General features: G+C 60.7%; 12 protein-coding genes and 1 other RNA gene. 9 read left to right on the top strand and 4 right to left on the bottom strand.

The window, feature by feature from the left end:
- Positions 1–28: 28 nt before the first annotated feature.
- The 4 genes from AC1Q6Y_RS05155 to AC1Q6Y_RS05140 form a co-directional block, all read right to left on the bottom strand.
- A complete protein-coding gene (locus AC1Q6Y_RS05155) occupies positions 29–607 on the bottom strand; it encodes a BON domain-containing protein (protein WP_057713355.1) in 579 nt (192 codons plus the stop codon).
- The gene (locus AC1Q6Y_RS05150; RefSeq protein ID WP_007972584.1) at positions 604–1,197 is read right to left on the bottom strand and encodes a phosphoheptose isomerase; all 594 of its coding nucleotides are present in this window, start codon (positions 1,195–1,197) and stop codon (positions 604–606) included. Before AC1Q6Y_RS05150 ends, AC1Q6Y_RS05155 begins: the two co-directional genes overlap by 4 nt.
- A gap of 103 nt (positions 1,198–1,300) precedes the next feature.
- Positions 1,301–1,663 carry a YraN family protein gene (locus AC1Q6Y_RS05145; RefSeq protein ID WP_090457618.1) on the bottom strand — a complete coding sequence of 121 codons (363 nt, stop codon included), beginning with the start codon at positions 1,661–1,663 and terminating at the stop codon, positions 1,301–1,303.
- The gene (locus tag AC1Q6Y_RS05140) at positions 1,663–3,474 is read right to left on the bottom strand and encodes a penicillin-binding protein activator (protein WP_492624117.1); all 1,812 of its coding nucleotides are present in this window, start codon (positions 3,472–3,474) and stop codon (positions 1,663–1,665) included. Before AC1Q6Y_RS05140 ends, AC1Q6Y_RS05145 begins: the two co-directional genes overlap by 1 nt.
- 177 nt (positions 3,475–3,651) lie before the next feature.
- Between AC1Q6Y_RS05140 and rsmI the strand changes: the two genes are divergently transcribed.
- From rsmI to mraY, 9 genes are all read left to right on the top strand, one after another.
- On the top strand, positions 3,652–4,557 hold the full coding sequence (gene rsmI, locus AC1Q6Y_RS05135; protein WP_167362876.1) for a 16S rRNA (cytidine(1402)-2'-O)-methyltransferase: 906 nt from the start codon (positions 3,652–3,654) through the stop codon (positions 4,555–4,557).
- Between the two features lie 75 nt (positions 4,558–4,632).
- Positions 4,633–4,986, top strand: an RNA gene (rnpB, locus tag AC1Q6Y_RS05130) — RNase P RNA component class A.
- Between the two features lie 356 nt (positions 4,987–5,342).
- Positions 5,343–5,798: a division/cell wall cluster transcriptional repressor MraZ gene (mraZ, locus tag AC1Q6Y_RS05125; RefSeq protein ID WP_007917012.1), complete on the top strand. Its 456-nt coding sequence runs from the start codon at positions 5,343–5,345 to the stop codon at positions 5,796–5,798.
- On the top strand, positions 5,795–6,742 hold the full coding sequence (rsmH, locus tag AC1Q6Y_RS05120) for a 16S rRNA (cytosine(1402)-N(4))-methyltransferase RsmH (protein WP_007972589.1): 948 nt from the start codon (positions 5,795–5,797) through the stop codon (positions 6,740–6,742). Before mraZ ends, rsmH begins: the two co-directional genes overlap by 4 nt.
- The gene (ftsL, locus tag AC1Q6Y_RS05115) at positions 6,739–7,032 is read left to right on the top strand and encodes a cell division protein FtsL (RefSeq protein WP_007998257.1); all 294 of its coding nucleotides are present in this window, start codon (positions 6,739–6,741) and stop codon (positions 7,030–7,032) included. Before rsmH ends, ftsL begins: the two co-directional genes overlap by 4 nt.
- Positions 7,032–8,771, top strand: coding sequence for a peptidoglycan D,D-transpeptidase FtsI family protein (locus AC1Q6Y_RS05110; protein ID WP_173677933.1), 1,740 nt, complete (start codon positions 7,032–7,034; stop codon positions 8,769–8,771). The genes ftsL and AC1Q6Y_RS05110 overlap by 1 nt, the downstream gene beginning before the upstream one ends.
- Positions 8,771–10,234, top strand: a complete 1,464-nt coding sequence (locus tag AC1Q6Y_RS05105; protein WP_057713360.1) for a UDP-N-acetylmuramoyl-L-alanyl-D-glutamate--2,6-diaminopimelate ligase — start codon at positions 8,771–8,773, stop codon at positions 10,232–10,234. Before AC1Q6Y_RS05110 ends, AC1Q6Y_RS05105 begins: the two co-directional genes overlap by 1 nt.
- Positions 10,227–11,594: a UDP-N-acetylmuramoyl-tripeptide--D-alanyl-D-alanine ligase gene (locus AC1Q6Y_RS05100; protein WP_492624116.1), complete on the top strand. Its 1,368-nt coding sequence runs from the start codon at positions 10,227–10,229 to the stop codon at positions 11,592–11,594. The genes AC1Q6Y_RS05105 and AC1Q6Y_RS05100 overlap by 8 nt, the downstream gene beginning before the upstream one ends.
- The gene (gene mraY, locus AC1Q6Y_RS05095; RefSeq protein ID WP_015096766.1) at positions 11,594–12,676 is read left to right on the top strand and encodes a phospho-N-acetylmuramoyl-pentapeptide-transferase; all 1,083 of its coding nucleotides are present in this window, start codon (positions 11,594–11,596) and stop codon (positions 12,674–12,676) included. The genes AC1Q6Y_RS05100 and mraY overlap by 1 nt, the downstream gene beginning before the upstream one ends.
- The last annotated feature ends 1 nt before the right edge of the window (position 12,677 follow it).

Genomic DNA, 12,677 nt, shown 5'->3' with positions numbered 1-12,677 from the left:
TTTCGCGAGCAAGCTCGCTCCTACAGGGTCAGTCGATGTACTCGAACAATTTCACGATCTTCTGCACACCGGAAACCCCTTGCACCAGGTTGGTCGCCTGCGCGGCTTCCTGCTTGGTCAGCAGGCCCAGCAAGTAGACGATGCCGTTTTCAGTGACTACCTTGATGCGCGAGCCAGGGATGTTCGCATCGGCGAGCATCTGGGTCTTGATCTTGGTGGTCAGCCAGGTGTCGTTCTGGCGTGCCAGCAACGAAGAGGGTGGCAGGACTTGCAGTTCGTTGTGCACCTTTTTCACGCGCTGGACAGCGGCGGCAGCCTGTTCGGCCTTGGCCTTGAGGTCTGCGCGTGGCGTTTGCCCGGCGAGCAGTACGACACCGTTGAAGCTGGTGACGACGATATGCGAATCCTTATCCAGGGCCGGGTCGGCCTTGGCGACGTTCACGCCAACCTTGGTGTCGATCAGGGAATCGTCGATCTTGCTGCCCAGTGTGCGAGTGCCGCGGTCATCTTCAATCGGTGCTTCACGGCTGGCAGTCACCACCGAGGTGCAACCGCTGATGCTGAGGCACAGGGTCAAGGCCAGTAGGCCAAGGCGATTAGGGGTCATTCTTCACTCCCGAACAATTGGCTGTCGATCAAGTCGCAAAGGCAATGGATCGCCAGCAGGTGGACTTCTTGAATACGAGCGGTGACGTTGGCCGGTACGCGAATCTCGACGTCCTCGGGCAACAGGAGCGACGCCATGCCGCCGCCGTCACGTCCCGTCAATGCTACGACAATCATTTCGCGATCATGTGCGGCCTGAATCGCTTGAATTATGTTGGCCGAGTTGCCGCTGGTGGAGATAGCCAGCAACACATCGCCCGGTTGGCCGAGTGCACGGATCTGCTTGGAGAAAATTTCGTTGTAGCTGTAGTCGTTGGCAATCGAGGTGATCGTCGAGCTGTCGGTCGTAAGGGCGATGGCCGGCAGGCTTGGGCGTTCGCGCTCAAAGCGATTGAGCAGCTCGGAGGAGAAGTGCTGGGCATCGCCGGCAGAGCCGCCATTGCCGCAGGAAAGCATTTTGCCTTCGTTGAGCAGGGCGTTGACCATGACCTGGCTGGCTTGCTCGATGTGCGGTGCAAGTACTTCCATCGCCTGTTGCTTGGTGTCGATACTGGCCTGAAAAAGCTGGCGAATTCGGGATTGCATGTCCATCTGTGTGACCTTAAGTAGCGCGGCTGTTCGGCACGTGAATGTGCAGCCCGCAAAGCAAAGAGCAAAATGTTGGGTGATAGTGTCCGGTTCGCAATGCCGGCGATCAGCCGTCGAAGGCATTCTGTAGCCAGTTCAACTGATCGAGGTGGCTGTCGATGGCAATCACGTCGAAGCGGCAAGGGGAATTGGCCCAGCGCGGCTCGCGCTGAAGATAATATTGCGCGGCGAAAATCAGTTTTTGCCGTTTGCGCTCATCGATGCTATCGAGCGCGCCACCCCATTGAGTGTTTTTTCTGTAGCGGACTTCAACGAATACTACTGTATCGCCATCTAGCATGACCAGATCAAGCTCGCCGCGTTTACACAACCAGTTCTGCGCCAGCAGGCGCAGACCCTGTTGTTGAAGATGCTCGAGCGCATGGCGCTCGGCATCCTTGCCGCTTTGCTGGCGTGACCTGTCAGGCATCAGCGAGCGGTGTCCGGCAGGCGCTGAATCTGGCCATTGGCGAACTCGGCCCATGGTAACTGGCGCACGACCCGCTGGCTCTGGGACATCCCAAGGCTGCCCGATTCACCGTCGATGCGGCTGTCCGGCAGTGACTTGAGCTGGCCCAGGCGTGGCGCCAGACGATAGGCGTCCACACCCATGGCATACAGGCGCCCCAGGCTACCGGCGGCTTGTGGCCACTGGGCAGTGACCTGGCGGCGTAGTGGATCATTGGCGTCCAGCAACCATGGCGTCTCGCAGAAGCGAATGCCATTCATGTCGTTGTACTGGTTGACGTCACCGTTGGCGCTGAACACGTGGGAGGTGGCGTAGACCGGAACATCGCCGGCGTACTGGAAGTTCAGGGTCGGTTTGATCTGCTGGGCCTGTTGCGGTGTAGCGGCGAGGAAAATGAACTCGATGTCCTGGCGGCGCGATGGCTGGGCAGCCACCTGTGAGCCAACGGTGCTTTGCAGGCTCTTGGCGCGACCTTCGCTCTGACGCAGCTGGAACATGTCGGCAATTTGCTGGGCCAACTGGACCGGTTGGTCGACGCGTTCGGTGGCGACGATGGTGCCGCCATTGGCTTGCCAATCCTGGCTGAACGCCTTGAGCACGCGGTCGCCCCATTCACCTTTCGGCACCATGATGGCTGCGCGATGCAGGCCGTCGGCGCGAGCGCGGCGCGACACTTCGCGGGCTTCGTCTTCAGCGGCAAGGCCGAACTGGAACAGTTGCGCCGGGCCTTGATCGCCCTCGCTGTAATTCAATGCCAGGGTGGTGATCGGCAACTGCGGGCGAGTGCTCAGCTGTTTGACCAGCGGCTTCTCCAGCGGGCCGACGACCAGTTGCACGCCATCGGCCTGGGCCTTGCGGTAGAACTCGTCCATGGAAGTCAGGCGCGAGCTGTCATAAAACTCGATGGCGGGTGGTTTCTGCCCGGCCTGTTGGGCCTGGTAGTGAGCGGCCATGAAGCCGTCGCGCAGTGCTTTGCCAGCCGCCGCCAGTTGGCCGTCCTGAGGCAGCAGCAGGGCGATCTTGTTCAGGGGCTGGCTGGCCAGTTCCTTGAGTTGGGTCAGTGGCTGCGGCAATTGAATGGCTGCCGGGTGCTTCGGATTCTGCGCGCGCCAGTTGTCGATGGCGGCCTGTTGCTGCTCCAGGGTGCCGGCGGATTTCACGGCCAGTGCCAGGGCCATCCAGCCGCCGAGATCGTCGGTGGCACTTGGCTGCAACTGATTGGTCGGCAGCGAAGCGATCAGGGTCCAGATGGCTTCGTGGTTTTTGCTCGCGGCTTCGCCTTCGAGCATCGGGGCGATGAAAATGCGCTGGCGAGCGGCGGCAAGGGTCTGGCCATCGGCTTCAAGTGCGCGGGCGTGGATGGTGCCGGTGCGGACCTGTTGTTCCTCGGGCAGTTCGCTCAAGTATTGCAGGCTCGGATGGCTCAAGGCGGCCAGCGCGGCCTTGGGCTGATTGCGCGTCATGGCCAGTTCCGCCGCCAGGGTGTTGGCGAAAACCTGTGGGCCCGGCTTGAGCTGTTCGACAGGAACCTGTTGCAGGATTTGCGCGGATTGGCCGGCATTGCCCTGGCGATAAGCCAGGTCGGCGGCGCTCAGGCGCAGCAGGGCGGCATCTTCCGGTGATTTGCTTTGGGAGGCCTTCTCAAGCAGTTGCTCGATACTGGCGTCCGGTGTCCGTGGAAGCTCGCCAAGGCTGGAGGAGGGCGAGCTGGCGCAAGCCGTCAGCAAGGCAGCGAGGCAGAGGGCAGATAACAGCCGCAGGCAAGCGATCATGTAAGCGTTCCTGATACTCGATCAAATTAGCGTGGAATTGTACCCAAGCACTGGCCGGGGTGCGATGTTACTGGCGTGAATCAATCAATTTAGCTGGTGTAAATGTTGCGCCAGCGCACAAACGGTCACCGATACCTCGTTTGCTTGCGGGTATCGTGAGTCTCGCTACGCGCTACAATGGCGACTTTTACCGATCATGAGGTGTGCGCTTTGACTGCTCCAGGTGCTTTGAATTCCGCTGCTGGCTCGCTTTATGTGGTGGCGACGCCCATCGGCAACCTGGATGACATCAGTGCGCGGGCGCTGAAGATTCTACGTGAAGTGGCCCTGATCGCCGCGGAAGACACCCGTCATTCCCAGCGCTTGATGCAGCACTTCGGCATTGCGACGCCATTGGCGGCCTGCCATGAACACAACGAGCGGGATGAAGGTAGTCGCTTTATCACTCGTCTGCTTGCCGGTGACAATGTGGCGTTGATCTCGGATGCCGGGACGCCGCTGATTTCCGATCCGGGTTATCACCTGGTGCGGCAGGCCCGGGCAGCGGGCATTAATGTAGTGCCGGTTCCGGGTGCCTGCGCGTTGATTGCAGCGCTGTCGGCAGCAGGGCTGCCTTCCGACCGCTTCATATTCGAAGGTTTTCTGCCTGCAAAGGCTGTGGGGCGACGTGCGCGTCTCGAGCAGGTAAAGGAAGAGCCTCGCACATTGATCTTCTATGAGGCCCCGCATCGCATCCTCGAATGTCTGCAAGACATGGAGCTGGTGTTCGGTCCAGAGCGCCCGGCGCTGCTTGCCCGCGAGCTGACCAAGACGTTCGAGACCCTCAAGGGGCTGCCTCTGGCTGAGCTGCGCGAGTTCGTCGAGTCGGATAGCAACCAGCAGCGCGGTGAGTGCGTGGTACTGGTGGCGGGCTGGTCCGCGCCCGAAGAGGAAGGTGCCGTCAGCAGCGAAGCGATGCGTATCCTCAACCTGTTGCTTGAAGAAATGCCGCTCAAGCGTGCGGCGGCATTGGCGGCGCAAATCACCGGCGAGCGAAAGAATGTGCTGTACCAAATCGCGCTGGATCAGCAGAAGGGCGAGTAAAACCCGACGCGCAGGCGTGCCCAATGGCGCTTGGTGCTTGTTCTTCGGGCGCTCTGCCGGTAACCTTCGCGGCGGAGAGTCGATCGGACAGTCGCTGCCCCCTATGAAAATTAGGGGGGGGAGGAAAGTCCGGGCTCCATAGGGCGAAGTGCCAGGTAATGCCTGGGAGGCGTGAGCCTACGGAAAGTGCCACAGAAAATAACCGCCTAAGCGCTTCGGCGCCGGTAAGGGTGAAAAGGTGCGGTAAGAGCGCACCGCACGTCTGGCAACAGTTCGTGGCTAGGTAAACCCCACTTGGAGCAAGACCAAATAGGGTCCCAAGGCGTGGCCCGCGCTGGGACCGGGTAGGTTGCTAAAGATGTCCAGTGATGGCCATCGTAGACGAATGACTGTTCAAGACAGAACCCGGCTTACAGATCGACTCTCCACCTTTTTCTTTCCTCTGCTTGAATCATTGAGCAGGGGGTTGGGTGATAGCAATTTCCCTCCTTACACATTCATCCGCAGAACCTCTTTTGTAATACCAAAAAAATCTTACTCTTAATAAATTACTTTAACTTTCGAACGCAGCCTTCTGTGCTGATTCAAGTTATCGATCAGTTTCATCTGCCGGATTCTCGTTGTCCCTCCGTTAATGCTCCTAAATCTCAGTTCTGTAAGGGTTTTCCTTTACTCCGCGCCTTGACGGTGTGGTGGGCGCATTCCTATAGTGTGCGCAAGTGGCGGAAAGTGGCATGAAGTGGGTTTTTTGAACTCAAAACGCTAGAATTTGGAGAAACGCAGACGTGTTTCGCGGAGCCAACGCTATCAGTCTCGATGCAAAGGGCCGTCTCGCAATGCCGAGCCGGTACCGTGACGAGCTCGATTCGCGCAGTTCCGGGCAATTGATCGTGACAATTGATGCCGTTGATCCTTGTTTGTGTGTTTACCCCCTCGATGAGTGGGAAATTATTGAAACCAAACTGCGCGCACTGCCTTCGCTTCGCGAAGAGAACCGCCGCCTGCAACGTTTACTGATTGGTAATGCCGTCGACCTCGAGCTCGATGGCAGTGGTCGTTTTCTGGTTCCGCCGCGTCTTCGTGAATATGCCAAGTTGGATAAGCGCGCGATGTTGGTAGGCCAACTGAACAAGTTCCAATTGTGGGACGAGGATGCCTGGAACGCGGTTTCTGCCGCTGACCTGGCTGCCATTCAACAACCGGGCGCGATGCCTGATGAACTGCGTGATTTGATCCTGTGACTATTGATAGCGGCTTTAACCACATCACCGTACTGCTTGACGAAGCCGTCGAGGCTCTCGCCGTACGTCCTGATGGCTGCTATCTGGACGGCACGTTCGGGCGCGGCGGACACAGCCGGTTGATCCTCAGTCAGCTCGGTCCCGATGGTCGGTTGCTCGGATTCGATAAAGATCCACAAGCGATTGCCACCGGGCAGACGCTAGCGGCCGAAGACGGCCGCTTTGTCGTTGTGCAGCGCAGCTTTGCCGAGCTCGGTTCGGAAGTCGCCGAGCGCGGTCTGGCCGGCAAGGTCAGCGGCGTGTTGCTGGATCTTGGCGTGTCCTCGCCACAGCTCGACGACCCTGAGCGCGGCTTCAGCTTCCTCAACGACGGTCCGCTGGACATGCGCATGGATCCGTCCCGTGGCATCAGCGCCGCCGAATTCGTCAACACCGCGCCCGTGGAAGAAATCGCCCGGGTGTTCAAGGAATACGGCGAAGAGCGTTTCTCCGGCCGCATGGCCCGTGCTGTGGCCGAACGTCGCGACATCAAGCCATTCGAGCGCACCGGTGACCTGGCAGAAGTCCTGAAAGTCGCCAACCCAGCCTGGGAAAAGGGCAAGAACCCCGCAACCCGCGCGTTCCAGGGGTTGCGTATCCACGTCAACAACGAACTGGGTGATCTGGAAACCGGCCTCGAAGCCGCGCTGGAGTGCCTGGAAGTGGGCGGTCGCCTGGTGGTGATCAGCTTCCATTCGCTGGAAGACCGTATCGTCAAACTGTTCATGCGCAAGCTGGTGAAAGGCGAAGCCGACAACCTGCCGCGCAACCTGCCGGTTCGGCATGTCGCCTTCGAACCGAAAATCAAAGTCCATGGCAAAGCGCAGACGGCCTCCGACGCCGAACTCAAAGCCAACCCACGTTCCCGTAGCGCTGTCATGCGTGTGGCGGAGAAGCTGCGGTGAGCAAGCTTTTCGCCAAGCCATTGCCCGGCGGAAGCTTCTTCATGCTGCTGCTGTTTGTCGGCGTGCTCGTGTCGGCCATCGGCGTGTCTTACAGCGCGCACTGGAACCGTCAGCTATTGAATTCGCTGTACAACGAACTGAGCGTGCGCGACAAGGCGCAGGCGGAGTGGGGCCGGTTGATTCTGGAGCAGAGCACCTGGACCGCCCACAGCCGTATCGAAGTGCTGGCCACCGAACAATTGAAAATGCACATCCCCGGTGCCGCTGACGTGAAGATGGTGGCGCCATGATGAAACTCGAAGGTGCACTCTTTCCTTGGCGGTTCCGCGTGGTGCTGGGTTTGCTCGGCATCATGGTGGCCGCGATTGCCTGGCGCATCATCGATTTGCAAGTGGTCGACCGTGCCTTCCTTAAAGGTCAGGGCGATGCCCGCAGTGTTCGTCATATTCCGATTCCGGCTCACCGTGGTCTGATCACCGACCGTAACGGCGAGCCTTTGGCCGTGAGTACTCCGGTCACCACCCTCTGGGCCAATGCCAAGGAAATGCAAACGGCCAAAGAGAAGTGGCCGGCACTGGCGGCTGCCCTGGGGCAGGACCCGAAAGCCCTGGCTGAGCGCCTTGAAGCGCAGGCCAACAAGGAATTCATTTATCTGGTGCGCGGGCTGACGCCTGAGCAGGGCCAGGCGGTGCTCGATCTCAAAGTGCCTGGCGTCTATGGCATCGAAGAGTTCCGCCGTTTCTATCCGGCCGGTGAAGTGACCGCGCATATGGTCGGCTTTACCGACATCGATGACCATGGCAAGGAAGGTATCGAGCTGGCCTATGACGAATGGCTGGCCGGGGTGCCGGGTAAACGACAAGTCATCAAGGACCGGCGCGGCCGGTTGATCAAGGATGTCCAGGTCACCAAAAACGCCAAGGCCGGCAAGCCCTTGGCGTTGTCCATTGACCTGCGCCTGCAATACCTGGCCAACCGCGAACTGCGTAACGCGATCATCGAGAACGGCGCCAAGGCCGGCAGCCTGGTGATCATGGACGTGAAGACCGGCGAGATTCTCGCGATGGTCAACCAGCCGACCTACAACCCGAACAACCGCCGCAACCTGCAGCCGGCGATGATGCGTAACCGCGCGATGATCGACGTGTTCGAGCCAGGCTCGACCATGAAAGCGATCTCGATGAGCGCCGCCATCGAAACCGGCCGCTGGAAACCGAGCGATACCGTCGAGGTGTATCCGGGCTCCCTGCAGATTGGCAAGTACACCATCAAGGACGTATCCAAGACCGAAGGCCCGGTGCTCGACCTGACCGGCATCCTGATCAATTCCAGTAACGTCGGCATGAGCAAGGTCGCGTTCGATATCGGCGGCGAGACCATTTTCCGTCTGGCGCAGAAAGTCGGCCTCGGCCAAGACACTGGCCTGGGCTTCCCGGGCGAGCGCGTCGGCAATCTGCCGAACTACCGCGAATGGCGCAAGGCAGAAACCGCCACGCTGTCCTACGGCTACGGTGTTTCCGTGACCGCGATCCAGCTGGTCCACGCCTTCTCGGCCCTGGCCAACAACGGTCGCCTTGCACCGTTGACCCTGATCAAGACCGACAAGGCGCCGCAAACCACCCAGGTGCTGCCGGAGGCCGTCGCAAAAACCATGCAAGGCATGCTGCAACAAGTGATCGAAGCCCCGCGCGGGGTGTTCCGTGCGCAGGTGCCGGCGTATCACGTGGGCGGCAAGTCGGGTACTGCGCGTAAAACCTCGGTCGGCACCAAGGGTTACGCCGTGAACTCCTACCGCTCGCTGTTCGCCGGTTTCGGCCCGATGAGCGATCCGCGTTACGCCATCGTGGTGGTCATCGACGAGCCGACCAAGGCCGGTTACTTCGGCGGCCTGGTTTCCGCACCGGTGTTCAGCCGTGTGATGTCGGGCACCCTGCGCCTGATGAACATTACCCCGGACAACCTGCCACCTACTCAACAAGCGAACGCAACACCGGTCGTTCCGCTGAAAGCCAATGGAGGGCGCGGCTGATGTCCCTGAGCCTGAACAAGATTTTCCCTCACGCCGGCCACGATCTGCTGATTCGCGAACTCGCCCTGGACAGCCGCAATGTGCGTGCGGGTGATCTGTTCCTCGCTGTGCCGGGCGGGAAGTTCGATGGGCGCGCGCATATGGTTGACGCCTTGCAGCGTGGTGCTGCCGCGGTGGCCTATGAAGTAGAAGGCGCCACGGTCCTGCCGATCACTGAAGTGCCGTTGATTCCGGTCAAAGGTCTGGCGGCTCAGCTGTCGGACATCGCCGGGCGTTTTTATGGCGAGCCGAGCCACCACCTGAACCTGGTGGGCGTGACCGGTACCAACGGCAAGACCAGCGTGACTCAATTGATCGCCCAGGCGCTGGACCTGCTCGGCCAGCACTGCGGCCTGGTCGGCACGCTCGGTTCGGGTTTCTATGGGGCGCTGGAAAGTGGCCTGCACACCACGCCGAACCCGATTGCCGTGCAAGCGACCCTGGCGGACCTGAAAAAGGCCGGGGCCAAGGCCGTGGCGATGGAAGTTTCTTCCCATGGCCTGGATCAGGGGCGCGTGACTGCCCTGGCGTTCGATGTGGCAGTGATGACCAACCTGTCCCGCGATCACCTGGATTATCACGGCACCATGCAGGCCTACGGCGAAGCCAAGGCCAGGCTGTTTGACTGGAATGACTTGAAATGCCGCGTGGTCAACCTCGACGACAAGTTCGGCCGGCAACTGGCCGCCGACAAGCGCGAGTCGCGGTTGATCACCTACAGCCTGGAAGACTCCAGCGCCTACCTGTATTGCCGTCAGGCGCAATTCGACGACGAAGGCGTGCGCGCCACGCTGGTCACGCCACAGGGCGAGCACCACTTGCGCAGCACCTTGCTCGGTCGCTTCAACCTGAGCAATGTCCTGGCGGCGGTCGGTGCGTTGCTCGGTCTGGATTACGCCCTGGACGAAATTCTCAAGGTGCTGCCGAAGCTTGAAGGCCCTGCCGGGCGCATGCAGCGCTTGGGCGGTGGCTCGCAGCCGCTGGTGGTGGTCGATTACGCCCACACCCCGGATGCCCTGGAAAAAGTGCTGCTGGCTCTGCGTCCACACGCCAAGGGCCGGTTGCTGTGCCTGTTCGGCTGTGGCGGCGACCGCGATCGCGGCAAGCGTCCGTTGATGGCCGAAGTGGTTGAGCGCCTGGCCGATGGCGTGCTGGTGACCGATGACAATCCGCGCACTGAAGACCCTGCAGTGATTTTCGATGACATCCGCGCCGGTTTCACGGCTGTGGATAAAGTGGAGTTCGTTGCCGGTCGTGGTCAGGCGATTGCCCGGTTGATCGCCAGTGCCTCGGCGGATGACGTGATTGTCCTGGCCGGGAAAGGTCACGAGGACTATCAGGAAATCAACGGCGAACGCCATGCCTTTTCCGATCTGGTCGAGGCCGATCATGCCTTGACCGCGTGGGAGGTGGCCCATGCTTAAGGCCTTGAAACTGAGTGAACTGACCGGTGCGCTGAGTGCTCGCCTGGTGTCCGCCGATGCCAGCTTCGACGGCGTTAGCATCGACAGCCGTGCAATCAAGCCGGGCCAGCTGTTTATTGCCCTGACCGGCCCGCGTTTTGACGGTCATGACTATCTGAATGAAGTCGCCGCCAAGGGCGCCGTGGCTGCGCTGGTCGAGCGTGAAGTCGCTGGCAGCACGCTGCCGCAGTTACTGGTCAGCGACACTCGCCAGGCCCTCGGTCAGTTGGGCGCGCTCAATCGCGCCGCCTACACCCATCCGGTCGCGGCCGTCACCGGTTCCAGCGGCAAGACCACGGTCAAGGAGATGCTTGCGAGCATTCTGCGCACCCGTGGTCCGGTGCTGGCGACCCGTGGCAACCTGAACAACGACCTCGGCGTGCCGCTGACCTTGCTCGAACTGGCACCGGAACACACCGCTGCCGTGATCGAACTGGGTGCCTCGCGCCTGGGTGAAATTGCCTACACCGTCGGCCTGACCCGGCCGCACGTGGCCATTCTCAACAATGCCGGGACCGCCCACGTCGGCGAGTTCGGCGGCCCGGACAAAATCGTCGAAGCCAAGGGCGAGATCATCGAAGGGCTGGATGCCGATGGCGTCGCCGTTCTCAATCTTGACGACAAGGCATTCGGTATCTGGAAGGCACGCGCCGGTGACCGCAAAGTGCTGACGTTTGCGTTGAGCAACGCCAGCGCCGATTTCTACGCCAGTGACCTGACTACCGATGCCCGCGGCTGCCCGGCGTTCAACCTGCACAGCCCTGAAGGCGTGGAGCGCGTTCAATTGAACCTGCTCGGCACCCATAACGTCGCCAATGCCATGGCCGCAGCCGCAGCCGCCCATGCCCTGGGTGTGTCGCTGTTCGGTATCGCCACCGGCCTTGGCGCGATGCAACCGGTCAAGGGGCGCACCGTCGCGCAACTGGCCAGCAACGGCATGCGCGTGATCGATGACACTTACAACGCCAACCCCACCTCCATGTGCGCTGCCGTTGATATACTGGCCGGCTTTTCCGGTCGCACCGTCCTGGTGCTCGGGGATATCGGCGAGTTGGGCGAATGGGCGGAGCAGGGGCACCGCGACGTGGGCGCGTACGCCCGTGGCAAGGTTTCTGCGCTGTACGCCGTCGGGCCAATGATGGCTCACGCCGTGAACGCATTCGGTCCACAGGCTTTTCATTTCAGCACGCAGGCTGAACTGATCAAGGCCCTGGGTGCCGAGCAAGACACAAACACCACCATTTTGATCAAGGGGTCGCGCAGCGCTGCGATGGAAAACGTCGTCGCCGCCTTGTGCGGGTCCAGTCTGGAGAAACATTAATGCTGCTGCTGCTAGCGGAGTATCTGCAACAGTTCTACAAAGGCTTCGCGGTCTTCCAGTACCTGACCCTGCGCGGGATTCTCGGTGTACTGACCGCGCTGGTCCTGTCGCTGTGCTATGGCCCATGGATGATCCGCACGTTGCAGAACCGTCAGATCGGTCAATCCGTTCGCAACGACGGCCCACAGTCGCACCTGTCCAAGTCGGGTACACCGACCATGGGCGGCGCGCTGATTCTGTCGTCCATCGGTGTCAGCACCCTGCTGTGGGCTGACCTGAGCAACCGTTACGTCTGGGTCGTTCTGCTGGTGACCTTGCTGTTCGGCGCCATCGGCTGGGTCGACGACTACCGCAAGGTCATCGAGAAGAACTCCCGTGGCTTGCCGAGCCGCTGGAAATATTTCTGGCAATCGGTATTCGGTCTGGGCGCGGCGATCTTCCTTTATATGACTGCCGCCACGCCGGTGGAAACCACGCTGATCCTGCCGATGCTCAAGGACTACAGCATTCCGCTGGGCGCCGGCTTCATCGTGCTGACCTATTTCGTAATTGTCGGTTCGAGCAACGCGGTCAACCTGACCGACGGCCTCGACGGCCTGGCGATCATGCCGACCGTGATGGTTGGTGGTGGCCTGGGCATTTTCTGCTACCTGTCGGGTAACGTGAAGTTCGCCGAATACCTGCTGATTCCTTACGTACCGGGCGCAGGCGAGTTGATTGTGTTCTGTGGCGCGTTGATCGGAGCCGGCCTGGGCTTCCTGTGGTTCAACACCTATCCGGCACAAGTCTTCATGGGTGACGTCGGCGCACTGGCGCTGGGCGCGGCCCTGGGCACCATCGCGGTGATCGTCCGTCAGGAAATCGTCCTGTTCATCATGGGCGGCGTGTTCGTGATGGAAACCCTGTCAGTCGTCATTCAGGTCGCCTCTTTTAAACTGACCGGTCGCCGCGTATTCCGCATGGCGCCCATTCACCACCACTTTGAACTCAAGGGCTGGCCCGAGCCGCGCGTGATCGTCCGTTTCTGGATCATCACCGTGATTCTCGTGCTGATCGGCCTTGCCACCCTGAAGCTGAGGTAGA

This window comes from Pseudomonas sp. GW823-FHT06E10 (genome assembly GCF_058794995.1).
Note: the sequence above shows the minus strand (reverse complement) of the source record. Positions and strands in the feature narration are given on the sequence as shown.